The sequence below is a fragment of the Streptomyces sp. NPDC002867 genome (assembly GCF_053591895.1).
Genome location: NZ_JBSFUR010000063.1, coordinates 1 through 25,490, shown reverse-complemented (window position 1 = coordinate 25,490; position 25,490 = coordinate 1). Strand labels below are relative to the sequence as shown.

Here is a 25,490-nt window from a genome sequence, read left to right as displayed (position 1 = left end):
CAGGTCGGCCATGGTCTGTGCGTACTTGAGGCGTCCGGCGCGGATCATCTTCTTCTTTTCTCCATCACGGTGCGGGCGGGGCGCCGGCGAGGGCGCCCCGCCCAGGGCGGGCGTCAGGTGGTTGAGGGGTCCGGCAGGCAGTTCGGCAGGCACGGCTCACCGGGCTCGGCGCCGCATCCGTCGCAGCTGCGGGCGGCGGCGTCGATGAGCGGCTGGAGGTAGGCGAGGGCGCCGGCGGCGTGGGTGAGCGGAACCAGGGCGGCGGCGGTGATGACGTACAGGGCGTGCGGGGCGCGGCCGGTGGCGCGGACGCGGATACCGGCGGTGTCGCCCGGGCCCGAGGCGAGGTCCGGCAGGAGGAGGCCGTCGGGGTGCCACTGCACGATGACATCGGCGTCGGCCAGGACACGGGCGAGCTCGGCGAGTTCGGCGGACGCGGCCGCGGCGCTGGCCGGCCAGGCCAGCTGCGCGCTCTCGCCGGAGGCGCGCTCGGCGGCGTCGGTGACGGCGGGGGCTTCGAGCTCCTGGATGTGGTGGTCTGTATCGCGCCGGGCGAGGTAGATGGGCATGGGCTGCTCCTGGTGTGAGGTGTGTTCGGTGCTGGCGCGCTGCCACGACACGCCAACGAGACAACAATAACCCCTTTATGTCATCGTCGGCAAGGAAGCACGTACCTCATGTGGCACCGGGAGGTGTTCAGTGAACGTGGCGAACGGCGCGCTCAACCTGACGAACGGTGGGACGGCGAGGACTGCGGACCAGTCCTCGTGCGCGGACATGCAGGCCCTGCCGCGGGGGCACGTTCTCCCACACTAACCCCGTCCCGTGGACGGAACCTCGGCGCGAATGTCGGCGAACTGGCGGGATCGACTGCTACGCTGCCGGACGGCTAGGCGCGCACAGCCCCCCGCCGTCAGCTCCCACGCAGCAGGCGATCCCGGGTGAAGGTCTCACAGGCCCGCGTCCCCCGTAGATCATCAAGCGCATCGAGCAACCGGGGCGGGCACGGCGTGGGCAAAGCCCGCCGGAATCCGAGACGACGATGCCGAAGAAGCAGACCCGCGCCGCGCAGCTCGCCCGCCAGATCCAGGCCGCGACCGGCCTGCCGTACTCCCGATGCCTCAAGATGTGCGAGCCCTCCGAGGGCAGCTGGGGCCGCCTTTCCCGCGAACTGCGGGCGGCGGGCCTGATCGAGGCCGCCGACCAGCTCCTGGCCGTCGATGCCGTGACCACAGAGGCGAGCACGTGGTTTACCGCAGGCGGCGAGGTTGAGCAGCTCTTCTACTACACCGACAACGAGCGGGTCCAGCGGACGTATCGCGCGTGCTCCGACGCCGCTGAGGCGGCCCTGAACCGGGCCGGGTTCGAGACCTACTCGTACGACACCGACGCCGAGACGTACCACGCGGCCTTCCTCGCCCTGTCGAAGGCCGGGACGCTGCCCGACGGCCGGACGCTCGCCCGCGCCGCTCTCGATGTCTTCGCCGACGACCCGACGTGGTGCTCGGACGTCATCCGCTCCCAGGGCCGGGACCCGTTCACCTACGACACCGCCCCCGGCCTCGCCGGTCCTGGGACACCGACCGCCGTGGCCGCCAGGAAGGCCGCCCGTGCGATGGCCCGCGCGGCCGCCATCCCGTTCCGTGGGGATGAGGAGTGGTACGAGGCGGCAGGGATCATGGTTGAGGCGATCTGGCATGCGGGCGAGGCCGCCGGGTTGCCGCCGTTGGAGGGGCGCAAAAACTGCCAGGACCACCTTCGGGAGTTCATGGACGGCGAGATCCCCCAGCGGTGACAGGGCGGCGGGGCGGCCGCATTGACCAGTCCGGCAGGACGACCGCCCCGCCAGTCACCCGACCCGGCGAGCTGCGGGTCATGTCGCCTCGTTCCCCGGATCGCCGTGATCAGCGGGACGTCGGGGCCGCTGTCCGTCCCTTGGCGAACCGCAGCTCACGGCAGCAGGCATCGCCAACTTCACCGGGACAGGACAGGCGGATACACTCGCTAGCGAGACCACCTCTCGGGTTCTCCCGCGGAGTGTGTGTTTTCGGTTGGCCGGCGCCCTTGCCACCCGCTTCGGCGGATTGGGCGCCGGCCTTTTGCGTGTCCGCACATCGCCAGGCCGCCCCCGTCACGCATCAGCCAGGCAGCACAGCAGACGCCTGCAGGCGTGCCGCATTCCACGAATGTGATGCGTGCATGGTATAGTTGTCTTATCGTCTGGCGGCTGGCCAGCGCACGAAGACATGTACGAAGAGCACGACTTGCAGACCAGCAAGGAGACGCTCGTGGCTGCCCAGGAGAACCGGTGAGAGACAGGGACGTCGTATCGGTCGTGCTGTCCGACGACGAAAGCCGCGACGTTCTGAGCCGGGTGATCCTTCCGGCATGGACGAAAAGCGCTGCTCGCCAGGACCGGCCGGTCGTCGTGATCGTCGGCGGCCAGCCGGGCGCAGCAGATGCAGTCCGCGCTCGCGGACGTCGCCCAGGCGCTGCTGCTACCGGGCAGCGTCGGCACGGCGGTCGGTGCGGTGACCGGTTTCCTCGTGCGGGCGCTGCGCGAGCGCCGGCAGACCGTCCGGGCGCTCGCCGGATGCGCGCGGCTCGCCGACCTGCTGGAAGCTGAGCCGGACCTGGAGGCGCTTTCCTTCTACCCGCACCTGCTGGCCTGGGAGCTGGCGCAGCTCCCGGCGGACAAGAAGGTGACGCCGGTGATCCTGCTGGACACCTTCGAGGACGTCGGGGGACCGCACCCACCGGGACATGGAGCGCCTGCTGCAGCGGGTCTCGCCGACCTGCTGGAAGCTGAGCCGGACCTGGAGGCGCTTTCCTTCTACCCGCACCTGCTGGCCTGGGAGCTGGCGCAGCTCCCGGCGGACAAGAAGGTGACGCCGGTGATCCTGCTGGACACCTTCGAGGACGTCGGGGGACCGCACCCACCGGGACATGGAGCGCCTGCTGCAGCGGGTGGTGTGGCTCATGCCCAATGCCTTCTTCGTCATCACCGGCCGCTCCCGCCTGCAGTGGGCCGACTCCGCTCTCCAGGGCCAACTCGACTACACCGGGCCCGCCGCCTGGCCCGGCCTGGTCGCGCACGACATCCCAGCTGCCCGCACCACATCCGCGCTCGCCGGCCGCGGCCGCAGGCGGCAGGTGCTGATCGGCGACTTCTCCCCCGAGGACTGCGACGACTACCTCGCCCGCCGGCTCGCCCGCGACGGCCAGCCGCTCATCGGGGATGAGATCCGCCAGGTCATCACCGACCGGTCCCACGGCCTGCCCCTCTACCTTGACCTGTCGGTGATGCGGTTCCTGGAAATCCGCCGTACGGGCCGCGACCCGCAGCCGGCCGACTTCGACCACGACTTCCCGGCCCTGATCGCCCGCACCTTGTCCGACCTCACACCGGATGAGCGTCACGTCCTGCGCTCCGTCGCGCTGCTGGACGCCTTCGACCTCGCCCTGGCAACTCGGGCTGCAGGCATGACCCACGAGGCGCCGGCGATGCGGCTGATCGAGCGGCCTTTCGTCCGAGAGCAGCCCTTCGGGCTGTGGCCGTACCACCTGCACGGCCTCATCCGCTCCACCGTCCGAGGCGCTGACGACCAGGCCGACGACCGCTGGTCCCCGCGCGACTGGCAGCAGGCCGCCGAACGGGCCCTCGAAGCGCTCGGCGGGCAGTGGGCCGCCGGCTCCGGGCGGGACCGGGTGCTGCTGGTCGGGTGTCTCCGCCAAGGCCTCGCCCTTGCCCGCGACTTCCGGCTCGACCTTGACTGGCTCGCCAGCGCGGCATGGAGCTACGTCAGCGACTCCGTGTGGGAGCCCATCGCCCCACCCGCCCGGCCAGACACTGAGAGGTCGCAGACCGCGGCCGACGCCCTGGTCGAACTGCTCAGCGCGCTCGCCCGCCGCCAGCACGAGCACCGCACCGTCACCGCCGACCGGCTCACCACCGTCGTCAACACCGGGCTGCTCCCCACCGACCTGCAAGAGATGGCCGTCTACTACCTCGCCAAGGCCCAGCGCGACATCGGCCGCTCCGACGACTCCCGGCAAGGAATGCAGCTCGTCGCCGACGGCGGCGGCCGCCTCGCCCCCGCCGCCCGGCGCGGCCTGGCCCACCTCGCCCGCCTCGCTGGCGACTTCCCCACCGCGTACGACGTCGCGCAGACCCTCGGCTGGCAAGGCCGCCACCACCGCGTCGAAGGCGACATCCTCTGGCCCCACGGCGACATGGAACGCGCGGCCGCCGCATACGAAGCCGCCCGCGATGAGGCCGAACAGCACAATGTCGCCGGCGAACGCGCCACCAGCCAGGCCCAGCGCGCCTTCGTCCTGGCCTTCACAAACCCCGACGCCGCCGACGACGAACTCCACCTTGCCGAACAGATGCTGACGGGGCTCGACCTGCGCGCCACCACCCTCACCACGAAGATCGCTGCCCTCGTCCGAGACGCCGGGGCAATCAGCAGTCTCGAGCCCGTACGCCTGCTCCGCACCGAAATCAGCAACGCCGGCCTGACCGCCGCGGAAGCCGCGCTGGAACTGGCCCTGTGCTTCCACCACGCCGTCCAAAACGACTACGACAAGCTCAGCGCTGCGATCTCACGGCTGCAAAACCTCACTCGCGGCGGCGACTACGCGTACTACGTCGACATCGCCCACTTCATGGCCGACCGCTCTCTCAGCGGTGACTCCGCGGCACGGTGGCTGGACGGCGAGCAGCCCACCCGCAGCCGATGGCGGACGCTGGTCACCGCACGGCGCGAGTACCTGCGTAACGCGCGCTGAGAATGAAGTCGGCGGCCGTTTCCAGTGGAAACGGCCGCCGTTCCTGCGACGTGCGTCGGCGTCTGGATGCGACGGGTCAGGTGGGATTCAGCGGGGTGATGCCCGTTCCCGCGTACAGCTCGGGCTCAAGTGACAAAACCGTGAGCGGCTCACCCGCCTTGACCGCCTGCCAGGCGATCGCCGCGGCGTGAGCCACCGGCCAGTCCACGTTTCTCCAGTCCATCGCATCGACGGCGTGCGCCGTGCTGAAGGGGACGCTCTCCGTGAACCGCAGCGACGCGGCGTGCTTGCCCGCTCCTGCAACCTGACGCTCGGCAGCAAGTACGGACAGCGACGGGACCAGGACGCGACCGGTGCCGCGGGAGGCTTCGATGTACAGGCCGGTGAAGAACGGGTCCGCCCGATAGAGGGCGGTCAACGCGGTGTGGTCCAGAACGGCCGTCAAATTCATGCGGCGGCGCCGCCCTGATGGGCGCGGATCTTCGCCCAGGCGTCCTGGCCGGCCTGCTCGACCTGCTCGGTGTACTCGACGCCAAGCTCGGAAGCCGCCTCGAGGGCGCGCTGCTCCCGCTCGGCAGCCGTGAGCTCGCGGGTAGCGAGCTCCTCCAGCAGCTCCGTGATCGTGGTGCCGCGCTCGTCCGCCAGGATGCGCAGCCTGTCGCGCACCTCTTCGCTGGTCTTGATGCTCGTCGGCTTACTCATGCCGGCGATTCTACCGCCGGTAGAACACATCAGTCCGCCCCTCGCGCTCCTTGGTGCCGGCCGGCGTCGTCGTAACCCTGGCCAGCGTCGTCCGTTGATCGGTCGTGGATCTCAACGACCTCCTGGACGCCCCAGGCGACCGCATGCCGCTGCTCACCGTGGGAGAGGCTCACGCCGTGCTGCGACTCCTGCGGCCGCTGGCCGACGGGAACGAGGTCGAGGCCGACGCTGCGGACGAGCTGATCGTGCGACTCGCACAGCGCGTCCCCGCGCCTCCGGCGTAGCAGCGCCGGGCACGGTCGTACCATCCGGCCGTGGCCGACGAACTCCCCAGATCCCTGATCGAACTCCAGCGTGAGGCGAACCGAGCTCGTGAGGCGGCGACGGCGGCCGGCTACAGCCCCGAAGCGTGGCGGCCGTGGGTGGAGGCGGCGGCCGTGGTGGAGAACGCGATCAGTGAGTACGCGACGTCGACAGGCGCGAACAGGTACGAGCTGGAGCAGGCCGTGAAGAGGGCCGCCCGGGAGGGTTGATCATTCCCGCTGTGGTGCCCGGGCACCCCACTCTCACACACTCGAACATGTGTCCGAAGTTCCGCGTCTCGATCTCCTCCGCTTCCTGCGCCGTGTCCAAGAGCAGCAGCTCGCCCAGACAGACCGCTGGATCGCAGCTGAGGAGCAGCGCGCCGCCGCGGCCGCCCACGCCGAGCGGCAGGCACCGCCGAAGGACCCGGGGTTCGTGATCTCCCACGGCATCGGCACTGACCGCAAGCCCTTCGAGGTCCACGTCGGCGACTGCCGCATGGCGAAGCGGACAAAGATCGTGCCGCCCGTCGAAGCGCGTCGGCTGCTCGCCGAGGGTGTGGAGGCCTGCCAGTTCTGCCGCCCGGACTCGGAGCTCGGGGTGCTGGACTAGGACGCAGTGCGTTCGTGCATACCCCCTTGGGGGCACATTCTCGAATCTGGAGGCAAGCTGTCAGTCCCCGCGCGCGGCTCTCGCCGCGTGGATGCTCTCCTCCAGCGCAGCCATCAGGTCCACTGCCGACACCGCCTCCTGCGGCACGGGCGGCGTGCCGCCGCCGGCCTTGGCCGCGACGAGCTGCTCCAGGGCATCGGCGTATTCGTCGTGGAGGTCGCGTACCTCGATGCCGGTCAGTTCCCTGATCAGGACTTCAGCGAGCTCCAGTTCCCGGTCCGTGACCGGTGCCGAGGGGGCGATGTCGCCCGGGTCGCGCAGCTCGTCATCGGTTCTGGGAGCGGTCCTGGGCAGTGATGGCGGCACGGTCCGCGGGGGGACGTGGTCACGTCGCCCCCTCTCTGATCTTTAGCTGGTGCGGCTGTGGTCCGTCCGGCAGCGAGCTGTCCATCTATCCGGTGCGGATGAGGTTGTGCGGGCGATGTTGAGCACGGCAGCTGGAAGTAGGCTGCCTCAGGCTCGAACCTGGTCACGGGGACCAGCGCGCCTGGGGGTGATTGACCTGATAGTTAGTCATGGGTCCGCGGCTGCAGCATCGGTGGCTCGCCGAGCAGGCAGAGTTCTGGGGCTCGTTGGCGGCGTTGCGGTTGCGCTGACGGTGGTGCTGTTGTGACTCGGGGAACGTGAGGGCGTACGACCTCCTGCGGATGTTCGGCCGCGAGGGGCGCCCCACCCCGCTGGGGCAGGCATTCGCCGAGTACGGGCGGATCGCCAAAACGCTGCACCTGCTGCGCGTCGTCGACCCGGTCGACGACACCTACCGCCGTCAGATGAACCGGCAGCTCACCGTCCAGGAGTCCGCCACAAGCTGGCCCGGGACATCTGCCACGGCAAGCGCGGGCAGATCATGCAGGCGTACCGCGAGGGACAGGAGGACCAACTCGGCGCCCTCGGCCTGGTCCTCAACGCCGCTGTGCTGTGGACGACCCGCTACTTGGACGCCGCGGTCACCACGCTGAGGGCGCTGCCCGCCGACCAGCGCGAGCACGACGTCCTGGACGAGGAGGTTGCCCGGCTCTCCCCGCTCAAGCACGCGAACCTCAACTGCCTGGGCCGCTACAGCTTCCGCGCCTCCACCCCCGCTGGTGACACCCTGCGACCCCTACGCGACCCGGACGCGGCCCAGCCTGACGAAGATGAGGACGCTGTGAGATGAACTGGGCGGTAGCGGGGAACACCGCTCCTGAGTCGCGGCGCGGATGAAGCCGCCGGCATCCGCGTTGCCAGCGGGGGGACCCTCAGAGTCGAGGACAAGAACGGGGGATACCTACCTGGTGCCGGAATCGCCGAACGCCGAGCATCGTGGGATGCCGAACCTCAATCGCCCGCTCCTTATGGGTAACACGGATGAGACGCTCGCGGACTCGGCTGCACTCAGCCCCTCGCAAGCAGCTGCCGTCACTGCGATAGCAATGTCTTGCGGAGCCTTTGCGGCATATGCCGTGTCGTTGTCCATAGGGAAGGCCCCATGGCCGTGGTGGATGCAAATTCCCATCCAAAGCGCAGGCATCACAGCAGTGGCGGCCGGACTCGTCATGATCGTACGGCGCCCTCGCCTGAGCCGTATCGGTACTCTGCTCGTTGCGTACGGATTGACCTGGTATGTCGGGGATCTGCAGTTCAGTGGGAACCGCTTGCTATATGCCATCGGCTTCTGCTTGTTCTTCTTCAACGCTGCGGTCATGGCTCACATCGCTTTGAGCTTTCCCTCAGGCCGATTGCGGGGTCGCATCACATTCGTCGTCGTCATCAGTCTTTACGGCGTCATCCTGGTCACCCAGACCGCTCGGTACCTCGTCGAAGAATCGCCTCCACCGCAGGTCTGGGGCGATCCCCAAGCAGGGACCTACTCGCCGTGGGCTACCGCTGGGACGGTAGCCGGGATGATGCTCTGTGCCGCCGTTTTCGTGTTGCTGATTCGGCGTTGGCGTTCAGAGAGACCAGTGATGCGCAGGAGTGCTGCTCCGGTTTGGTTCTCCGCTGCTCTGGCGGCACTGATCGTCAGCGGCTTCTTGATTGTTGCCTTGGTAAATGCGTCTGCCCGACTGAACCACATCCTTCTTTTCGGTTATGCCACGGCTGTACTGCTTGTTCCTGTCGCCAGTCAGGTTGGTGCACTTCGGGAATGGGCTGGTCGGGCGAGCGCTTTCGAGCGGCTTGCCGATTTTGAGCAGGTGGCCAGCGAGGGATATCGGGAGCTCCTGGCTAAGTGGCTCGGAGACCCAGAAATTCAGATTTACCCATGGCTCCCCCACGAGGAACGATACGCCAACCCGGCTGGAGGGGCTATCAGATTCCCGACAGACCCGAGGCGCGCGAAGACCTATCTGGAATGGCGGGGACAGCCGCTTGGTGTACTCATTCATGACTCCTCTCTCACTGGTGCTCGGCAACTGCAGTCAGTAGCAACCGTCACAAGAATCATCCTTGAGAAGGAAGCTCTTCAAGCAGAGGTAGCCCAAGCCGGCATGATGCTGTTCGACTCAGAGGTGAAGCAGCGCAAGGCACTTCAAAGTGCCCTTCATAACGGCGGACAAGAACAGATCATGGGAATCCGTTTCACCCTCAACCAACTTAAGGGTGAACCGGGGCTGGAAAATTCGAGGGCAACGGAACTGATACAGAAGGCCCTGGACGGAGTCGAGGAGCTTAAGCAGCAGATCAGGGACGTTTCATTCCAGCTATTTCCGCCAGCGCTTGAAAAATACGGACTGCAAGCCGGAGTCGAATCACTTTACGACCGACTGGGACTCGCGCTGGAGAATGTAGCCATTTCCGAAACTCTTCGCGACCAGCTGTTGCAGGGCGATGAAGACTGGGCTAAGCGTATAGAGCATGCCGCCTACGGGGTGATCAGCGAAGCAGTACTCAATGCCAGGGCTCATGCGGGTACCGATAACATCCGCGTTACCGTCAACCTCCACTGCGATCGACTCATCGTGGAAGTCGACGATGACGGCATGGGAGGTGCCGAATCGCCCGCTTCCTCGGGAGTCGGCATTCATAGGGCGACCCAGCTCGTGAAGGTACTCGGAGGGACCTTCAAACTGAACAGCCCAACTGGCGAGGGCACACACATAAGGGTGGAAATTCCATGCACATCCTGATTTCCGATGACGGGCTTTTCTATCATGACCTCCTCGCGCCCGCTTTGCGGCAGCGCGCGATTCGGGTAACTCAGGCCAAGTCAATTCGGGAAACCTATGCACAACTCGCGAAGGGAGTACTTCCTGATGTGATTCTGCTGGACGTCGACTTCTCACGTTCTGGTGAAGGATCGTTTGCGGGACTGAGGGCCGCCCGAGACATCCGGGAAAAATTCCCCGAAATCGGTTTGCTCGTGTGGTCACAACACAATGAACTACGCATCGCGCTAGAGGTAATAAGTATCGGGCAGCAGGGTGGCCGCGTCGGTTATGTACTAAAAGACAAGCTAGAGGACGTTCCCCAATTACTGAATTACGCCAGTACTGTGCAGGCTGGGGGCATCTCCATTGACGCGGAGCTTCACGGATTTTCCAGCCGTGGAGGGAAGCTGACCCCGATGCAACGGAAAGTCGTCGAGCTGATTTCGCAAGGGTTCACAAACAAAGCGATCGCGGCCAAGCTTGGCATGTCAGTGGGGGCAGTCGAGAAGCATATCAGTGCTATTCGGATAGCTTATGGGTTGCCGTCGGCCGAGGACGACCCAGCGGTCAACATCCGCGTCTTGATCGTACTCGAATACCTCAGCGACACCACTAGCCACAGCGAACCCGATCCGGATGAACCCGACGCGGATTGAACGAGGGGGATCCCCTTTCAAGGTCGCCATTCATATGGGTTCCCTCATATCTGTTCGGGAGACCCCTGGCTGACCATTGAATCAGCCCGCTTTCATCGATGCAGGGCTAGAAGGGGAGGACGAGCATGGCAGAGAGCCACGAAGACAAGACCGAACGGTACGTCAAGAGGGCCGCCGCAGGCGTGGCAGCCGGCGGAGCCGGACTGCTGGTGAGGCGCGGCATGACCTTCTTGGGCTTCGCTGCTGGCGGGCCGGCAGGAGCGCTGGTCGGCGCTGCCGTCGGTTCTGTCGTAGCCGCCTGGGTGGCCGAGACCCTGGACGACATGTAAGGCGTCATATCCGACGCCATCAGATCGACAGAAGAGCTCCATGGCATTCGAGGAGAACAGATGACCGACCCTGTGCAGCCGGTTACCCCGGTAATCCCGATCCCTCCGTACCAGCCGCCGCCGGAGCCGGCCCCCCAGCTGCCGCAGCCGGAGCCGCCGGCTCCGCCGCAGCCGGAGCCGCAGCCGATGACATTCCCTGACGTCTTCGAGCACTGACGCCCGGGCCGCAAAGACCCGGTCGTTACAAGCCGATGAGCGACGGGGCTGCAGCCGATGTGCTGCAGCCCCGTTGGTCGTTTTCCAGTGTGGAGAACGATCCCTGAGTCAAGGTCATGAGTACCCTACGCTTCTCACAAATGACCGGTTGCGAGAGTTCTGCGAGAGCCCCGGAAGCAATCACGTTTCCGCAGGTCGTCGTTCGCAGAAGTCCTCTCAAAACCTGGGCGTTGTGCGAGACAGTTCTGACAGACTTCCGGTGTGGATCTGACGCCCGATCAAGCCGCAATCGCGGTAGAACGAAACGACTGTCCGAAGTGTGAAGCCCCGGCGGGCAGTGCCTGCCGCACCCGCGGCGGGAAGACCGCGACGAAGTACCACACCGCCCGCTTCATCCTCGTGCCCGCGCTCCGCGAGGAACTCGACGTCCTCGTGCCGGAGGACCGGGGTCCCGGGCGGCCGTGGAAGCCGGGCCCGCCCGTCGAGGCCGCTCCGGCGGCGCCGGCCGCCAAGCCGATCCGGATCGGGTACGCGCGCTGCTCGACCGCGCAGCAGGAGTTGCAGAGCCAACTGGATGCACTCGAACCGCTGTGCAAGCGGATCTTCTCCGAGAAGATCTCCACGCGGGTGAAGACCCGGCCGGAGCTGGAGAAGGCGCTGAAGCTAGCGTACGACATCAAGGAGGCCGCCCCCGACCAGGAGGTCATCCTCACCGTCCACGAGCTCAAGCGTCTGGCCCGCAACGCCGCCGAGCTGATGACCCTGTCCAACCAGCTCCAGGCCGCCGGCGTCCAGCTCGAACTCCTCACCGGCCCGCTCAGCGGCATCTACGACCCCAACGGCATGGGCGCCATGTTCTTCGCCGTGCTCGCCGTCGCCGCCCAGCTCGACCGCAACTACATCCGGGAGAAGACCCTGGAGGGGCAGCTCGCCGCCGCGACCAAGGGCAACCACGGCGGACGGCCGAAGGTCATCGACGACGACATGCTGCTGTTCGCCCGCGCACTCAAGGACAAGGGCGTGCCCGTCCCCGAGATCGCCAAGAAGCTGACGATCAAGACCGGGAAGAACGCAGGCCAGCACCCCTCCGTCGCCTCTGTCTACCGCGCACTCGCCGACGCCGAGCACGACCAGGCACCGGCCGGGCCCGGCATCGTCGCCCCGCGCCGACCCACGAGGGTGGACCTCACCGGCCCCGGCAGCGGCACCGACCCGGAGCTGATGGAACGCCTCACCCAGCAGGTTCTCAACGGCATGAGCGACGAGGTGACCGACGCGCTCGCCGAGCAGACCGAGGACGCAACGAAGGACGCCGTGGCCCAGCTGCTGGCGCAGGCCCGCAACGGCGGGGACGCCGAGTGACCCGGGCGGTCCGCCCTCGTTCGGCCGACGGCGCGGGCAGCGCCTGGCTCGTTGTGCGGACGTGGACGACGAACGCAGGGCCCTGGACCGCTCGCCGTACGGGGCGGGGCAGCACCGTCACGCGCTGAGGTTTTGCACCGAGACCGTCCTCGCCCGGCGCCTGGGGGTGATGACGAGGCCGCCGGTGTGGCCCGACCTGGTGAGCTCCGGCGGGACCAGGCGGTGCGACGGCTGGTGCCCGCTCGTAGGCTGCCGCCATGACCGAGATCCAGAACCCGACGCCCCGCGACGCCTTCGAGCTGCTCATGGCCGGTAACCAGCGCTTCATCTCCGGCACCCCCGAGCACCCGAACCAGGACGCCACCCGCCGCACCGAGATCGCACCGGCCCAGCAGCCCTTCGCCGTGCTGTTCGGGTGCTCCGACTCCCGGCTGGCCGCCGAGATCATCTTCGACCGCGGCCTGGGCGACCTGTTCGTGGTGCGCACCGCGGGGCATGTCGCCGGTGCAGAAATCCTCGGCTCCATCGAGTACGGCGTGAGCGTGCTCGACGCACCGCTCGTCGTCGTGCTCGGCCACGACTCGTGCGGGGCCATCGCAGCCGCCCGTGCCGCAGCCGACGGTGGCCAGGTGCCCGGCGGCTTCGTCCGTGACGTGGTCGAACGGGTGACCCTGAGCGTGCTGGCCGCCCGCGCCGCCGGACGCGAGACGGCCGACGAGATCCTGGCCGGGCACATCGAGAACACCGTGGACCTGCTACTGGAGCGCTCCCGCGCCCTGGCCGAGCGGGTGGCCGCCGGCCGTCTCGGCGTGGTGGGGCTGTCCTACCGGCTGGCCGACGGCAGTGCACAGCTCGTCGCCTCCCGCGGCCTCGACGCGGCGGTCCCCGCCGCGTCCTGACCGCCCCGGCGTCATTTGCCCTGGTCGCCGCAGACTCGTATACGTGGATGGGGAAACCCACCGGATTCACCGCTCGATCACTCCCCGAAGGGCACCGCCCGATGGCTCACGGAGCCGACCCCGCGCCGACCCGGCGCGGGCCACGGGCTGCGAGGTGTGCCTGGGATGGGGAACGGTCGTCACCGACGACGGGCGACACGAGCTGTGCCCGGCCTGCCAGACCGGCCATAGCTCAGCCGAACCCGCCACGAATCCGCCCGGCCCCCGCATCCGGGAGCAGTAAGGCACAGCGTCGGTGCTGGTCACACGGTGGTCCGGGGCCCCGCAGCGCGGCGGAGCCGGTTGGCGATCGCCAGCCCCAGCCCCTCCTCCACCGGCAGGGACGCGACGATGAGGTCGCACCCCCGCTGGTCGAGCTCGCGCAGGAACCCGTACAACCCCCGCGCATAGGCGGCCATCGAACCGGGGACCTGCACCACCTCGTGCGCCTTCACCTCGGCGCCGGCGAAGGCGGCAGGAAGAAAGACGCCCACCCGGTGCCCCAGCTCCTGCGCCAACTCCGCCTCGGCGACGACCTTCTCCGGCTCGACCAGGACGACCCGCGCCCGCGGCGCATAGTGCGACGGATGCTGGCCCGGCACCCGGATGTGGCTGGTCGCAGGGACCGCGAGCGGGCATCCCAGCACTGCTTCGAGGTCCTCACGCGACACCCCGCCGGGCCGCAGGATGGTCGGGATCTCGCCGGTGGCGTCGACGATGGTCGATTCGACACCGACCTGACAGGGGCCGCCGTCCAGCACGAAGTCGACAGCGTCGCCGAGCTCGGCACGGACGTCGTCCGCGGTCGTGGGGCTCACCGAGCCCGAAGCGGTTGGCGGACGGGGCCGTGACACCGCCGCCGAAGGCCGACAGCAGCGCGAGTGCCACGGGATGGTCGGGCACGCGCACGGCCACCGTCTCCAAGCCACCGGTCGCCTCCAGAGGCACCCGTTGCCCGCGCCGCAGGACCAGCGTGAGGGGCCCCGGCCAGAAGCGTTCGGCCAGCAGGCGCGCCGTCGCGGGCACGTCCTCGACCCAGTCGTCCAAGTGCTCCGCGCTCCCAATGTGGACGATCAACGGGTGCGAGGGCGGACGTCTCTTGACCTGGAAGATGCGCGAGACGGCGACCGGGTCCTCAGCGTCGGCGCCCAGACCGTAGACGGTCTCGGTCGGGAGGGCCACCAGGCCGCCGGCGCGCAGCACACCGGCCGCCTTCTCGATGTCACTGATTGCCGTCACTCTCGCAATCCTAGGTGCGTCAAAGACCCGCGACGGTCGTGATCAATCTCAGCGCCAACCACGGTTCCGTTGGTCCCCGGAGGTGCTCAAGATCGACTGCTTAGCGCTAATGGCTGTTCCGTTGTTCCCCGAGGCCGTTGTCGCCTTTCGTGCTGGAGGCACTATCCGGCTCCAAGGGCGTGGACTGGAACAGGCTGAGTCAGATCGGCGCGGCGTACGGCTTCACCTCGGCGATCGTCTCGGCGCTGGCGTTGGCCGGCGTCGCTGTTTCCCTGGTCGTGCAGAACCGGCAGGCGAGGGCGGAGCAGGTCCAGGGGATTCGCAGCTATTACCTGGAACTCGTCCGCCTAGAACTCGACGACATGCCGCTCTTTCAGCCCGTGTGGGGCGACACTGACATCGTCGATCCGCATGAGCAGAAGCGGCATGTCTACGCCGACCTCATGATGAACTACGCGTGGATGGGCTTCGAGATCGGGACCATTCGCGAAGGTCTGCTGCGGGACATGCTCGCCGGGATGTTCGCCGGAGAGGCTGGCCGACATTACTGGAGCAGGGCTCACACCTCGTGGATCCCCAGCACGTCCGCAAGCCGGGTCGGTCGTCGCTTCCTGGCCATCGTGGGCGAGGAGCACGCTCGGGCTGTCGCTTCCGGACCGCCGACTCGCTCGACCATTGCGTCCCGTCCGCCTGCCGTGCCGCCTGCGGGGGCGTCGCCCGCGCTGCGGACATCGGTCGGTGCCCTGATCGGTCTGGGCACCGGCCTGGCGCTCGGGTCGCTGCTGCGCAGCCGACGTTAGGCGTTGCCTGCCACAGGCTAGATGATCACGGTGTGGCTGGTGTGATTACGGCGTCGGAGCCGTCTTGGATAACGCCGTTTTCCGGACTGAGCCCGCGCCAGTTCGGCAAGTTGGTGGCCTCCCTGCGGCGTCAGGGCGCCGACACGGTTCGCCGGGGACGACCTTGGAGTCTGACCCCGGAGGACCGGGTGCTATTGGTCGCGGCCTACTGGCGTACGAACTTGACGATGCGCCAGCTGGCCCCGCTGTTCGGCGTCTCGAAGTCGGCGGCGGACCGGATCATCGTTCAGCTCGGCCCGCTGATGTCCCTGCAGCCGAGGCGCCGCTTCGCCAAGGACACCGTGCTGATCGTGGACGGCACCCTGGTGCCTACCCGCGACCACGACGCAGCTGAGCAGTCGAAGAACAACCGGTACTCCACCAACCACCAGGTCGTGATCGACGCCGACACCCGCTTGGTGGTTGTGGTGGGCCGACCACTGCCGGGCAACCGCAACGACTGCAAAGCGTGGCAAGAATCCGGCGCCAGGGCCGCAGTCGGCGGCACCCTCACAATTGCCGACGGCGGTTATCCGGGCACCGGACTCGTCATGCCCCACCGGCGCCGTAAGGGCGAAGACCTGCCCGACTGGAAAGTGGCGCACAACAAGTCGCACAAGCAGGTCCGTGCACGCGTGGAATACGTCTTCGCCCGCATGAAGACATGGAAGACTCTCCGCGACTGCCGCCTCAAGGGCGACGGCGTCCACCACGCCATGCTCGGCATCGCCCGCTTGCACAACCTCACCCTCGGCGGATAGCCGGACGGGCCTTCAGTCCGACCACCCGAAGATCATTTACGGGACAACCCTTAAACGCTGTCCCGAAACCCTGCCCGGGCCGGACGGTTTTGGGACGCCTTTCGGGACTTCCGGCCTCGGCGCGTCGGGTCACGCGGCCGCCGTCCCGAAACCGACCGTTTTCGGGACGGCTTCGCATGTACAAGCCAACTCTCGAGCGGATGCCGAATCGACAAAGGCGGAAATTCGGCATACGCGGAAGGTTGGCGACAAAGCGCCCGCGCCGTCAGGCCCAAGCGGCATCGGGCTTGGCTACATGGGATGCCGGTAAGAACCACGTCACCGATCCTGCTGGCTTATTCCGTGCCCAGCATGGCTGGCGGCTCGTTGGTCAGGGCAGCAGCGGCCGTCTTGGCGTTCCCGGTCGCGGGTGGGGTGTGGAATGTCGATGCAGCCGAGGCCGTGGCCGAAGGTGCCTGAGCTGACCGCGCAAGTGGCGCGGGCGGTGGCGGCACGTGGCCCGTACCCGTTGGCGATGCGGGTCCGTGACGAACTGGGCGAGTTGTTCGCGGACGCCGAGTTCGCCGAGGCGTTCGGAACTCGAGGGAGGCCGGGCTGGTCACCGGGCCAGCTGGCGCTGGTGACGGTGTTGCAGTTCACCGAGAACCTCACCGACCGGGCGGCAGCGCATCGGGTGCGGTACGGCATGGACTTGAAATACGCCCTCGGCCTGGAGCTGGATGATCCCGGGTTCGACGCCTCGGTGCTGTCCGAGTTCCGCACGCGACTGGTCGAGCACGGGTTGGAGGAGAAGGTGCTCGACCTGCTGCTGACCGCCCTCAAGGACCGGGGCCTGGTGAAGGCCGGAGGCAAACAGCGCACCGACTCCACCCGCGTGCTGGCGGCGGTACGCGATCTGAACAGGCTGGAGCTGGCCGGGGAAACACTGCGGGCCACGCTGGAGGCGCTGGCCTGCGCGGCCCCGGACTGGCTGACCCAGGCAGTGCCCGTTCACGATTGGGCCGAACGCTACGGTCCGCGGGCTCACTCGTGGCATCCGCCGGCTTCCACGAGCAAGCGCGAGGAGATGGCCCTGGTCTACGGCCGGGACGGGTTCGCGATGCTGGAGGCGGTGCATGCCCCTGATGCGCCCGCCTGGCTGCGTGAGCTCCCGGCGGTGCAGGTCCTGCGCACGATGTGGGTGCAGAACTACCACCGCACCATGTCCGAAGCCGGGGCGGAGGTGAAGCGGCGGGAGAGCAAAGACCTCCCGCCCGGCAGACTGCGGCTGGCCTCTCCGTACGACACCGACGCGCGCTACGGCCTCAAACAGAGCTCCTGGTGGACCGGCTACAAGATCCACATCAGCGAGTCCTGCGACGATGCCGATGACCAGGATCCGGCTGCCGACGGCCAGGCGCTGATCCCCGGAGCCGACGGACCGCCGCCGCGCTTGATCACCAACATCGCGACCACCGACGCCACAGTGACCGACGCGGAAATGACCGAACCGGTCCATCACATGCTCGCCGCCCGCGATCTCCTGCCCGCCGAGCACTTCCTCGACTCCGGTTACGCCTCCGCCGAGTTGATCGTGGGCATCAAGAAGAACTTCGGGGTCACCCTGGTCACCCCGGTCCTGATGAACAGCTCACCCCAGGCACGTGCCGGCGCCGGGTTCGACCGCACCGCGTTCACCATCGACTGGGACAAGCGGCAGGCCACCTGCCCACGCGGGGACACCAGCACCTGGTGGAGCCCCGCCACCCTGCGCGGCACCAAGGCCATCGTCATCAAGTTCAACAAGGAGACATGCCGCCCCTGCCCGGTGCGCGACCAGTGCACCAGCTCGAAGACCGGCGGCCGGACCCTCTCCCTGCAACCCCGCGAGGTTCAAGAAGTCCTCGACCATGCCCGCCTCCAGCAGGGCAGACGAGCAGTGGCGAGCCAAGTACGGAACCCGCGCGGGCATCGAGGGAACCATCCACCAGGCCGTCGCGGTCACCGGGATAAGACGCGCCCGCTACCTCGGCCTACAGAAGACCCACCTGGAGCACGCCTTCTCCGCCGTCGCGCTCAACCTCATACGCCTCGACGCCTGGTGGAACGGCCACCCGCTCGACCGCACCCGCATCAGCCACCTTGCCCGCCTCGACCTCCGCCCCGCCGCGTGACCGAATAGGGGTCTGATACTGGTGAGCTCGCGTATTCAATCGACACCAGTCCCCCGCGGTAGTCGGCTCGATGGTGACCGTAGGTGATCCCCGGAGGAGTACCGGCTCCAGTGGGCCTTACTGGCCCGGCCCGTAGACTCGCTGTCGCAACTGGCCCGGTAGCGCGCCAGGAGCAGCGTGAAAACTGGGTCTTCGATCTTGAGCGGTGCGCAGCGTCTGGGCCACCGCCGTGCGGTCACGGTGAGTGATGGGCTTGCCGACCTGGTTCTGTTCTCAAGGCCGGACAGCGATCAGTCAGTACTGCGCGGCCCTTGTGAAACTGTGAGGGGCGCGGATCGTCGGCTGGTGGGCAGGGCTCTGAACGCCCGCCGGTATGCCTGGGGCGTCGTGCCGAGGTGTCGGGCGAAGTGGTGGCGGAGGTTGTCGACGGTGCCGAAGCCTGTGCGGTGGGCGATCGCGGTTACTGGGTCGTCTGTGGTCTCCAGGTGGTGCTGCGCGAGCAGGACCCTCTGTCCGGTCAGCCATTGCAGTGGTGTGGTCCCGGTTTCCTGCCGGAAGCGTCGGGCGAAGGTCCGTGGGGAGAGGTGGGCACGGTGGGCCATTGCGTCGACGGTCAGGTACTGGTCGAGGTTGGCTTCCACCCAGGCCAGGACAGGGGCGAGGGACCCGGTCCCCTCCCGGGGGAGGGGACGTTGGCGGTACTGGTGCTGGCCGCCGTCACGGTGTGGGGGTGTGACCATGCGGCGGGCGATTGCGTTGGCGACGGCGCTGCCGTGCTCCTTGCGGACGAGGTGAAGGCAGGTGTCGACGCCAGCGGCGGTGCCGGCGCCGGTGATGACCGGGTCCTCATCGACGTAGAGCACGTCCGACTCGACCCGGGCACGCGGGTAGCGGCGGGCGAGTTCGTCGGTGTAGCGCCAGTGTGTGGTACAGCGTCGCTCGTCGAGCAGCCCGGCCTCGCCCAGGAGGAAGGCCCCGGTGCAGATGCTCAGGACCCGAGCGCCACGCTTCACAGCAGCCCGCAGTTCCTGGGTCAGGTGGTCCGGCTGGCGCACATTGAGGTCGTAGGCCGGGACGCAGATGAGGTCCGCCGAGGCCAGCCGCTCCAGGCCGTGCCGGGCCCGCACCTCGAAGCCGTGGCGGGTCGGCACGCTGTCGCCGGTGGCCGAGACAAGAGCGAAGTCGTACACGGGCAGCGCGTCGTCGCTGCGGTCGATCCCGAAGACCTCGCAGAACACGCCCAGCTCGAATGCGTGGGCACCCTGGAGGGCTAGGACGGCGACGTCGTGAAGCATCGGTTCCCGATCCTCTCTTGCCACAGTGGCAGGAATTTCAGCTTACCTGTCGTATCTGCCACTCTCAGGTGATAGCACCGGCCTGGAAGGCTCGCAGGCGTTCATCCATCCCGCGAACAGCTAGGCACAGCGCATGACCACGCAGATCCCCGCTACCAACGCCGCCCTCTCGTCACAGGCTGCCCAAGTCCTGCGTGGGCTCGCGCTCGACGAGGAGCTGAAGTGGCGTGTCCCAGGTGACCCGATCCTGGGCCCTCTGGCCCGCAAAGTTGCGCGACGGTACGTGGCCGGTGAAACCCTGCCCGACGCCCTGGACCGGGCGCAGCAGGTCCTGGCCGCCGGCCACCGCGTGAACGTGGAGTACATGGGCGAGAGCTGCCGCGACCCGCGGCGAGCCACGGAAGAGACCGACACGTTCCTCTCTGCGGCCCGTCTGCTGCCACCCGGGTGCTCGATCTCCCTCGACTTGTCCCACATCGGCCTGGCCGTCGATGCGGAGCTTGCCCTTGCCAACGCCTCCCGCATCGCCCAGGCCACCGCCGACACCGGGCGGGAGATGGTGATCTCGGCTGAAGGCTCCGACCGGACCGACGAGGTTCTTGCCCTGCACCGCAAGCTGTGCGAGCGGTTCGATCATGTGGGCATCACTGTCCAGGCACGCCTATATCGCACCGCAGACGACCTGCCGGAGCTGCTTTCCCGTCCCGGCCGCATCCGCCTGGTCAAGGGCGCCTTCCTCGAACCTGAGGCCATCGCCCACCGGCGCGAGGCCCCCGCCCTGACCGCCGCCTATCTTGCGTATGCGCAACAGTTGGCCGACTCGGGCCATCTGTGCTCCTTCGCCACCCACGACTGGGATCTGATCAACCGCATTGACCAGCACCTCGGAGGGAAGGGCACCGATTCCGATCCTTGGGAGTTCGAGACCCTCCTCGGCCTTGGGCCCGACCGCCTCCAAGCCATGGCCGAGCGCGGCCACCCCACCCGGGAGTACATCGTCTTCGGCACGGAATGGTGGCTCTACGTCTGCAACCGCATCGCCGAAGATCCCCAGCGCCTGCTCCAAGCCCTCGTCGACGCGGCCGCATGACCACCACCTGATCCGGGCCCACGTCATGACGCCTGGGCACACTGCCCTGCGAAGCGCCAGTGACCCGACGGCCAGAGCCGATCCGCTGCTGTCTCGCCATCGAGCGCGTGATCATTTCTGTTCTCCGGGCAGAGATCAAGCAGGAGCCACGGGCTTGCCCAACGAAGCGACGTTGCTGCTCGGCCTCGACGGGGTGTCCGTCGTGCGGGTCGAGCGGCTTGAGGACGGCACCCGCCGGGTGCATCTGGCCACGGCGGAGGAAACGGCTCGCGCCTGCCCGGAGTGCGGGGCCTTCGCCTGGAAGGTGAAGGGCACAGCCCGGACCCGTCCTCGGGACCTTCCCCAAGGGGAACGCGGGCTGGTGCTGTTGTGGCACAAGCGCCGCTGGTGGTGCCGCGAGCCGACGTGCCCGAGGAAGTCGTTCACCGAGAGCGTCGCCCAGATACCGGCCGGGGCACGGATCACCGCCCGGCTGCGCCAGGCGGCCGGGCGCCGGGTGCGCGATGCCGGCTCAACGGTCATCCAGGCCGCCCGAGACCTGCACCTGTCCTGGCCGACGGTGATGGGCGCCTTCCGTATATCAGCGCGCGAGGTCGTCGACGCCCCGCTGCCCGAGGTGAAGGTGCTGGGCGTCGACGAGACCCGGCGGGGCAGGACGAAGTGGGAGCAGGACCCCGAGTCCAGCAAGTGGCGCCTGACCCGGGATCGGTGGCACACCGGGTTCGTTGACGCGCTGGGCCACGGCGGGCTGCTCGGCCAGGTCGAGGGCCGCACCGTCGCCGATGTCCTGGCCTGGCTGTCCACCACACCGCTGACCTGGCGCAAGAACATCCCCCACGTCACCATCGACATGTCGGCCACTTACCGCGCCGCGATCCGCACCGGCCTGCCCGACGCCACCGTCGTGGTCGACCACTTCCACGTCGTCCAGCTCGCCAACAAAATGCTCTCCACACTCCGGCGCCGCACCACCGCCGAGGCACGTGGACGACGCGGACGCGCCAGCGACCCGGAGTGGAAAGCCAGACGACGTCTCCTGCGCAACCGCGAGGACCTCACCGATGAGCAGTTCGCGACCATGTGGAACCCACTGCTGGGCGAGGGGCAGATCGGGCAGACGCTGCTGACTGCGTGGATCGCGAAGGAGAGCCTGCGCAATCTCCTCGCCCTGGCCCGCACCGGCGCCGACCGGCACCAAGTCGGCCATGCCCGATGGAAGTTCCTCACCTGGTGCGCGGATTCGGACATCGCCGAGGTCGTCCGGCTGGCCGTGACCGTGGACCGGTGGTGGGCGGAGATCACCGCGTTCCTCGACACCGGCCACAGCAGCGCCAAGAGCGAGGGCATCAACCGCGTGATCAAGCTCGTCGCCCGCAACGCCTTCGGCTTCCGCAACGCAGAGGACCAACGCCTACGCACACGCTGTGTCACCACCCGCCGAGCCCGCGGACACCTCCGCACCGCTCGACTTTGAAGACCCTGAAAACTACGCCGTTTGGAGTCCACTTGACCGAGAACAAGATCGCCGCCCTGCTTCTCGACGACCTCTGGCCCATCCTGGACCAAGCTGGCTGGAACGTCGTGGAATACGACCCCGAATGGCAGTCCCCCTGCCAGGTGGGGGAGCCCACCGCCGACGGCATGATCCGGTGGAAGCCCGTGCCGATGGAGCCGGCTCCGGACTTTGCCGAGCTTGAGAGCACACTCGCCGAGATCGGCACGACGTTGCACCCAGATGTGATTGCCCTCTACGGCAGCCTCTGGTGCGGCTCGTGGGACAGGTTGGAGCACTCCGGTGAACCGGCGTTCCTTTGCACCCAGTGGAACGAGGAGGAACTCCAAAACACCGTGCGTGGTCTGGCCGAACACGCGCGTCGACAGGCGGCGGAGTTCGGCGGTGACATTACGTTCCCCGTCGCTGGCACCGATTCCGACCTGTTCTTCGTCCTCGACAACGCTACCGGCAGGATCCTGCTCCAGGAAATCGGTCACCCCGGTGGTCGGCTGGTCGCGCCATCACTGGCACAGTTCCTGGCGGACCTGTAGGGGTCCGAACCATCCGTGTCAGAGCGTGCGCTAAGTGGTCGGCGCCGTCCGGCTGAGAACGTGATCAAGGTGGTCGCAGCCGTAGGTGCGGTGCGCATTGTTGCCGCGAAGGCTACGCCGCACGTCAAGAACAGGTTCAACGACCTCAAGTCGAAGCTGAACCTCAAGTCGGAGGACACCGTCGAGGCGGCCACACAATAAGCCAGCAGGATCGTCACCAGCCGCAAACGGCGGCAATCAGTCCCTGGCCTTGGCAGCGCATGATGCAACCGACCCAGCAAAAGCGGCAAACAGTACCTGACCGTCTTAGCCTGCGATCATGGGTACCGAGCCGGACGTGGCCGTGCGCCCGGCCACCACCCGCCGGATGCAGCGCAGGGCGGAGCGCGCCTCTCGGCGTGCCCACCAGGCGCTCGCCATGGGACATCCTGACCTGCCACCCCTGACGATTTGGCGCCGGATCACCGTCGTCTATCGGAAATGGTTGCGGTGGCCCTTCTTCGTTTGGTTCCGCAAGCGAGGGGTTTGGTTCTTCGTTGTGCTGGGGGCTCTGTACGTGACGGCTGCTGTTGTTCTTGGCTCCCGTTGGGTCCTGGCCGCTCAATTCATGCTCGGGTATGCGGATCCGTTCGCTCCCAAAAAGGATCTAGATCTACGAACTGTTCAACAGCGCTGGGTGATCGTTCTCCGGTTCGCTGGTTGGATCGTGGTTCCGGCGGTGGTGGGCTCGACAGCCGGACTTCTCGCTGCGGAGCAGAAAAGGCTGCTTTACACCCGTGACCCTGAGTCAACGCCTACACGGTCGAGGACTTCTCGATTCCTGCTGTGGATCTTCAAGATGATCACTTGGCCGATCAAGTGGGTGGTCTGGCCGTTCGTCTGGCCGTTCGTCTGGCCGTTCGTCTGCTTGTTCAAATACCTTGGCCGGAGGATGGGTGGTCACCCGGATGAGCAGCCTCTTTGATCCCCGACCGGAGACGCCCGCTGACCTGAGGATGTGCCTCCGCTTTCGCCCGGGGCTTCCGCGCAGGAGGTGGAAGCGGTGGCCGTTGACCTGCACGGCTCCACGTCGGTCACGACTCGGCTCTATGCCTGGCCGCAGCCGGGTCTACGTGTGGGCCACCGCAGCCGCGCGCAGCCCTCCGATCGGCTGCCCTCTGCCACATCAATGCCGCACGCTCCACGATGACTCGATAGAGAGCCGTAGCGCCGGGCAGGTAAGCCTGTGGCTGGGCTCGGCGTCGTGATCAGTGAGACGGGGGACGGCGGCGAGCGTCCGGGGCCGTTCCGGTCGTCCGGTCGGCCTGGGCGAGGAGCCGTTCCCATGTGCGGGTGGATCCGCCGTGCTGGTCAGCGAGAGTGGCCGCGAGGTGGGTGCGGGGGGTGCCCTCGGCGGTCTTGAGTGCTGCGGCGGCGGTGTGCAGGCGGGGATCACCTTCGTAGGCGTGGGCCTTGCGGGGCCCCTGGGGTTCGCCGGCGCGGCGGCCGCCGCCTTTTCCTTGCCCAAGCGGGTTGTCGCGACGGTGCTCGATTTCATGGCGTGGCCAGACGCGGAGGCTGTAGACGGTGGTGCCCGCCGGGAGGTAACCCTGGCTCGCGTAGGCGCGGACGGTGCTCGCTGCGACGCCGAGCAGGGCGGCGGCTTCCTCGTCGTTGAGAAGGTCGTCGGGATGTTCTCCGGTGGGCAGCGCGGGGATGGGTCTGCCCGCGAGGTAGGCCCGGGCTTGGGCGAGGTCGTAGATCAGGGTGCGGCTGTTGGGGAAGAGGGCCGGCACTCGCTGGCGGAAGGCGGGGGCGTCGCGGCGCCGCCAGGTGGCGATGGGCACGCCGGCCTGTTGGGCGATGTCGGATTCGTTGATCACGGGGCGGTTGCGGGGGATCACGGGGAAGGGTTTCTTTCGGGTGTTCCGGCGGGGCGGGCTACGCTGGTGGGGCTTCCTCGGTCGGCGGTGACGTCGGCCTGGATGTTGGTTAGGGGCCGGTGGTGTGCCGGGCCGCTTCTCGCGAGTGGCTCTCCGCCGGCCCCTTCGCTGTCTGTTCCTTCCAGCGGCGGACATCTCGCGGGCCGCGGAGCCTGACCACCTGAACGCCCAGCTCGGCGGTCTCGGCGACCTGGCGGACGTAGCGGGGGCGGTTCGCCCGGTATTTGCGGATGGCGGTGCGGAGCAGGGATCGGTGGGCGAAGAACGCCTTGGACCAGGTCAGGCGTCTGGCCTGTGCGCTGTCCTCTCGCCCTGAGAGCTGGCGCAGACTGCGGCGGACGATCCGGTACAAGATCAGGGGTAGCGGGAAGTCGAGCCAGACCAGCGTGTCGGCCCGGTGCCATACGACGTCGGCGAGTTTGGAGAAGTTGCCTTCGACGATCCATCCGTCAGTGCGGGTGATCTTTCCCGCCTGCCGCCGGAACTCCTCCAGCGGCAATGGCCCGTCCGGGGTGAACAGCAGGTCGTCGAGGTCGGTGTGGGGCTGGTCCAGCTCTGTGGAGAGCCACCGGGCCAGGGTGGTCTTTCCCGTGGCCGGCGCTCCGAACAGGGCGATCCTTGGCATGTGCGCCTTCTCCTCAGAGTTAGTCGACATGCCAAACTTTACAGCACCTAGGATCACCCTTGGGGGCGGCGGCATCGGGCACGGAAGTACCGGCGCCGCCGAAGGCGGCTCCTTGGCCCCGCAGGGGCGGGCCCGCGCCCGAAGGGCGCTTGAAGGGGCCCGGCGCGCAGCGCCTGCCCGAAGGGCAGAAAAAAGCCGCCCGTGGCCGAAGGCCACTCAGGGGCGGCGTTTCCGCTAGTCCGCCCCGCGCCCGAAGGGCGCTCTAGGGGGCGGGCCCCAGCCGCTTGCGGCTGTCCTTTACGCCGCGTCCCGGCCCGCCGGGTGGGGGGGGGGGGCCCGGGGGGGGGGGGGGCCGCGGCGGGCCCCCAAAGGCTAACCCCAACACAGAACAACAACACAAAACACAGAGGACGCGTATATGCT

At 67.8% G+C, this 25,490-nt stretch carries 26 protein-coding genes and 3 pseudogenes; 20 read left to right on the top strand and 9 right to left on the bottom strand.

Features of this window, described 5'->3' with window-relative positions:
- Window positions 1-113 precede the first annotated feature (113 nt).
- Complete coding sequence (locus tag ACWD0A_RS31955) at window positions 114-569, bottom strand: hypothetical protein (protein ID WP_451303806.1); 456 nt, start codon at window positions 567-569, stop codon at window positions 114-116.
- Window positions 570-1,042: 473 nt separating this feature from the next.
- Between ACWD0A_RS31955 and ACWD0A_RS31950 the strand changes: the two genes are divergently transcribed.
- On the top strand, window positions 1,043-1,795 hold the full coding sequence (locus tag ACWD0A_RS31950; RefSeq protein ID WP_451303804.1) for a hypothetical protein: 753 nt from the start codon (window positions 1,043-1,045) through the stop codon (window positions 1,793-1,795).
- 703 nt (window positions 1,796-2,498) lie between these two features.
- Here ACWD0A_RS31950 and ACWD0A_RS31945 read toward each other — a convergent pair.
- Complete coding sequence (locus tag ACWD0A_RS31945; RefSeq protein WP_451303802.1) at window positions 2,499-2,981, bottom strand: hypothetical protein; 483 nt, start codon at window positions 2,979-2,981, stop codon at window positions 2,499-2,501.
- Here ACWD0A_RS31945 and ACWD0A_RS31940 point away from each other — a divergent pair.
- Window positions 2,947-4,791, top strand: a complete 1,845-nt coding sequence (locus ACWD0A_RS31940) for a hypothetical protein (protein WP_451303800.1) — start codon at window positions 2,947-2,949, stop codon at window positions 4,789-4,791. The genes ACWD0A_RS31945 and ACWD0A_RS31940 overlap by 35 nt on opposite strands.
- A 76-nt stretch (window positions 4,792-4,867) precedes the next feature.
- On the opposite strand, the gene ACWD0A_RS31935 is transcribed toward ACWD0A_RS31940, so the two are convergent.
- Window positions 4,868-5,242: a PIN domain-containing protein gene (locus tag ACWD0A_RS31935; protein ID WP_451303798.1), complete on the bottom strand. Its 375-nt coding sequence runs from the start codon at window positions 5,240-5,242 to the stop codon at window positions 4,868-4,870.
- The gene (locus tag ACWD0A_RS31930; RefSeq protein ID WP_451303796.1) at window positions 5,239-5,493 is read right to left on the bottom strand and encodes a hypothetical protein; all 255 of its coding nucleotides are present in this window, start codon (window positions 5,491-5,493) and stop codon (window positions 5,239-5,241) included. The genes ACWD0A_RS31935 and ACWD0A_RS31930 overlap by 4 nt, the downstream gene beginning before the upstream one ends.
- A gap of 104 nt (window positions 5,494-5,597) precedes the next feature.
- Here ACWD0A_RS31930 and ACWD0A_RS31925 point away from each other — a divergent pair, with 104 nt between their 5' ends.
- The 3 genes from ACWD0A_RS31925 to ACWD0A_RS31915 are packed head-to-tail and all read left to right on the top strand — an operon-like array spanning window position 5,598 to window position 6,408.
- Complete coding sequence (locus ACWD0A_RS31925; protein WP_451303794.1) at window positions 5,598-5,777, top strand: hypothetical protein; 180 nt, start codon at window positions 5,598-5,600, stop codon at window positions 5,775-5,777.
- Window positions 5,778-5,807: 30 nt separating this feature from the next.
- On the top strand, window positions 5,808-6,026 hold the full coding sequence (locus ACWD0A_RS31920; RefSeq protein ID WP_451303792.1) for a hypothetical protein: 219 nt from the start codon (window positions 5,808-5,810) through the stop codon (window positions 6,024-6,026).
- Between the two features lie 49 nt (window positions 6,027-6,075).
- Entirely contained in the window at window positions 6,076-6,408 is a 333-nt protein-coding gene (locus tag ACWD0A_RS31915) for a DUF6233 domain-containing protein (protein WP_451303790.1), read from the top strand.
- Between the two features lie 60 nt (window positions 6,409-6,468).
- Here ACWD0A_RS31915 and ACWD0A_RS31910 read toward each other — a convergent pair whose 3' ends face one another.
- Window positions 6,469-6,774 carry a hypothetical protein gene (locus ACWD0A_RS31910; protein WP_451303788.1) on the bottom strand — a complete coding sequence of 102 codons (306 nt, stop codon included), beginning with the start codon at window positions 6,772-6,774 and terminating at the stop codon, window positions 6,469-6,471.
- A 308-nt stretch (window positions 6,775-7,082) separates the two neighbouring features.
- Between ACWD0A_RS31910 and ACWD0A_RS31905 the strand changes: the two are divergent.
- The 6 genes and pseudogenes from ACWD0A_RS31905 to ACWD0A_RS31880 form a co-directional block, all read left to right on the top strand.
- Window positions 7,083-7,624, top strand: a pseudogene (locus ACWD0A_RS31905) (Tn3 family transposase); the annotation flags it as partial.
- 325 nt (window positions 7,625-7,949) lie between these two features.
- Window positions 7,950-9,575, top strand: coding sequence for a sensor histidine kinase (locus tag ACWD0A_RS31900; RefSeq protein WP_451303786.1), 1,626 nt, complete (start codon window positions 7,950-7,952; stop codon window positions 9,573-9,575).
- The gene (locus ACWD0A_RS31895) at window positions 9,563-10,252 is read left to right on the top strand and encodes a response regulator (protein ID WP_451303784.1); all 690 of its coding nucleotides are present in this window, start codon (window positions 9,563-9,565) and stop codon (window positions 10,250-10,252) included. Before ACWD0A_RS31900 ends, ACWD0A_RS31895 begins: the two co-directional genes overlap by 13 nt.
- 125 nt (window positions 10,253-10,377) lie before the next feature.
- Entirely contained in the window at window positions 10,378-10,581 is a 204-nt protein-coding gene (locus ACWD0A_RS31890; RefSeq protein WP_361202743.1) for a hypothetical protein, read from the top strand.
- A 477-nt stretch (window positions 10,582-11,058) separates the two neighbouring features.
- A complete protein-coding gene (locus tag ACWD0A_RS31885; protein WP_451303782.1) occupies window positions 11,059-12,159 on the top strand; it encodes a recombinase family protein in 1,101 nt (366 codons plus the stop codon).
- 257 nt (window positions 12,160-12,416) lie between these two features.
- Entirely contained in the window at window positions 12,417-13,058 is a 642-nt protein-coding gene (locus tag ACWD0A_RS31880; protein WP_451303780.1) for a carbonic anhydrase, read from the top strand.
- A gap of 302 nt (window positions 13,059-13,360) precedes the next feature.
- Here ACWD0A_RS31880 and ACWD0A_RS31875 read toward each other — a convergent pair.
- Window positions 13,361-14,336 (bottom strand): annotated as a pseudogene (locus ACWD0A_RS31875) (L-threonylcarbamoyladenylate synthase).
- A 149-nt stretch (window positions 14,337-14,485) separates the two neighbouring features.
- On the opposite strand from ACWD0A_RS31875, the gene ACWD0A_RS31870 reads away from it, so the two are divergent.
- The 4 genes and pseudogenes from ACWD0A_RS31870 to ACWD0A_RS31855 all read left to right on the top strand — a co-directional run bounded on the left by ACWD0A_RS31870 (window position 14,486) and on the right by ACWD0A_RS31855 (window position 18,089).
- Window positions 14,486-15,136: a DUF6082 family protein gene (locus ACWD0A_RS31870; RefSeq protein WP_451303778.1), complete on the top strand. Its 651-nt coding sequence runs from the start codon at window positions 14,486-14,488 to the stop codon at window positions 15,134-15,136.
- A gap of 32 nt (window positions 15,137-15,168) precedes the next feature.
- Window positions 15,169-15,936: a transposase gene (locus tag ACWD0A_RS31865; RefSeq protein ID WP_451303776.1), complete on the top strand. Its 768-nt coding sequence runs from the start codon at window positions 15,169-15,171 to the stop codon at window positions 15,934-15,936.
- A 421-nt stretch (window positions 15,937-16,357) separates the two neighbouring features.
- Window positions 16,358-17,800, top strand: a pseudogene (locus ACWD0A_RS31860) (transposase); the annotation flags it as partial.
- A 25-nt stretch (window positions 17,801-17,825) separates the two neighbouring features.
- A complete protein-coding gene (locus ACWD0A_RS31855; RefSeq protein ID WP_451303808.1) occupies window positions 17,826-18,089 on the top strand; it encodes a transposase in 264 nt (87 codons plus the stop codon).
- Between the two features lie 290 nt (window positions 18,090-18,379).
- Here ACWD0A_RS31855 and ACWD0A_RS31850 read toward each other — a convergent pair whose 3' ends face one another.
- Window positions 18,380-19,384 carry a GlxA family transcriptional regulator gene (locus tag ACWD0A_RS31850; RefSeq protein ID WP_451303774.1) on the bottom strand — a complete coding sequence of 335 codons (1,005 nt, stop codon included), beginning with the start codon at window positions 19,382-19,384 and terminating at the stop codon, window positions 18,380-18,382.
- Between the two features lie 133 nt (window positions 19,385-19,517).
- Here ACWD0A_RS31850 and ACWD0A_RS31845 point away from each other — a divergent pair, with 133 nt between their 5' ends.
- From ACWD0A_RS31845 to ACWD0A_RS31825, 5 genes are all read left to right on the top strand, one after another.
- Window positions 19,518-20,474 (top strand): proline dehydrogenase family protein, encoded by a 957-nt coding sequence (locus ACWD0A_RS31845; protein ID WP_451303772.1) that lies wholly within the window; start codon window positions 19,518-19,520, stop codon window positions 20,472-20,474.
- 154 nt (window positions 20,475-20,628) lie between these two features.
- Window positions 20,629-21,948, top strand: a complete 1,320-nt coding sequence (locus ACWD0A_RS31840) for an ISL3 family transposase (RefSeq protein ID WP_451303770.1) — start codon at window positions 20,629-20,631, stop codon at window positions 21,946-21,948.
- A 32-nt stretch (window positions 21,949-21,980) separates the two neighbouring features.
- Window positions 21,981-22,520: a SecY-interacting protein Syd gene (locus ACWD0A_RS31835; RefSeq protein ID WP_451303768.1), complete on the top strand. Its 540-nt coding sequence runs from the start codon at window positions 21,981-21,983 to the stop codon at window positions 22,518-22,520.
- A 69-nt stretch (window positions 22,521-22,589) separates the two neighbouring features.
- Window positions 22,590-22,721 (top strand): hypothetical protein, encoded by a 132-nt coding sequence (locus tag ACWD0A_RS31830; protein WP_451303766.1) that lies wholly within the window; start codon window positions 22,590-22,592, stop codon window positions 22,719-22,721.
- A 118-nt stretch (window positions 22,722-22,839) separates the two neighbouring features.
- Window positions 22,840-23,484 carry a hypothetical protein gene (locus ACWD0A_RS31825; protein WP_451303810.1) on the top strand — a complete coding sequence of 215 codons (645 nt, stop codon included), beginning with the start codon at window positions 22,840-22,842 and terminating at the stop codon, window positions 23,482-23,484.
- Window positions 23,485-23,767: 283 nt separating this feature from the next.
- Here the strand turns inward: ACWD0A_RS31825 and ACWD0A_RS31820 are convergent, their stop codons facing one another.
- Window positions 23,768-24,403: a helix-turn-helix domain-containing protein gene (locus ACWD0A_RS31820; RefSeq protein WP_451303764.1), complete on the bottom strand. Its 636-nt coding sequence runs from the start codon at window positions 24,401-24,403 to the stop codon at window positions 23,768-23,770.
- 88 nt (window positions 24,404-24,491) lie between these two features.
- Window positions 24,492-25,067, bottom strand: a complete 576-nt coding sequence (locus tag ACWD0A_RS31815; RefSeq protein WP_451303762.1) for an adenylate kinase — start codon at window positions 25,065-25,067, stop codon at window positions 24,492-24,494.
- Window positions 25,068-25,490: the final 423 nt, after the last annotated feature.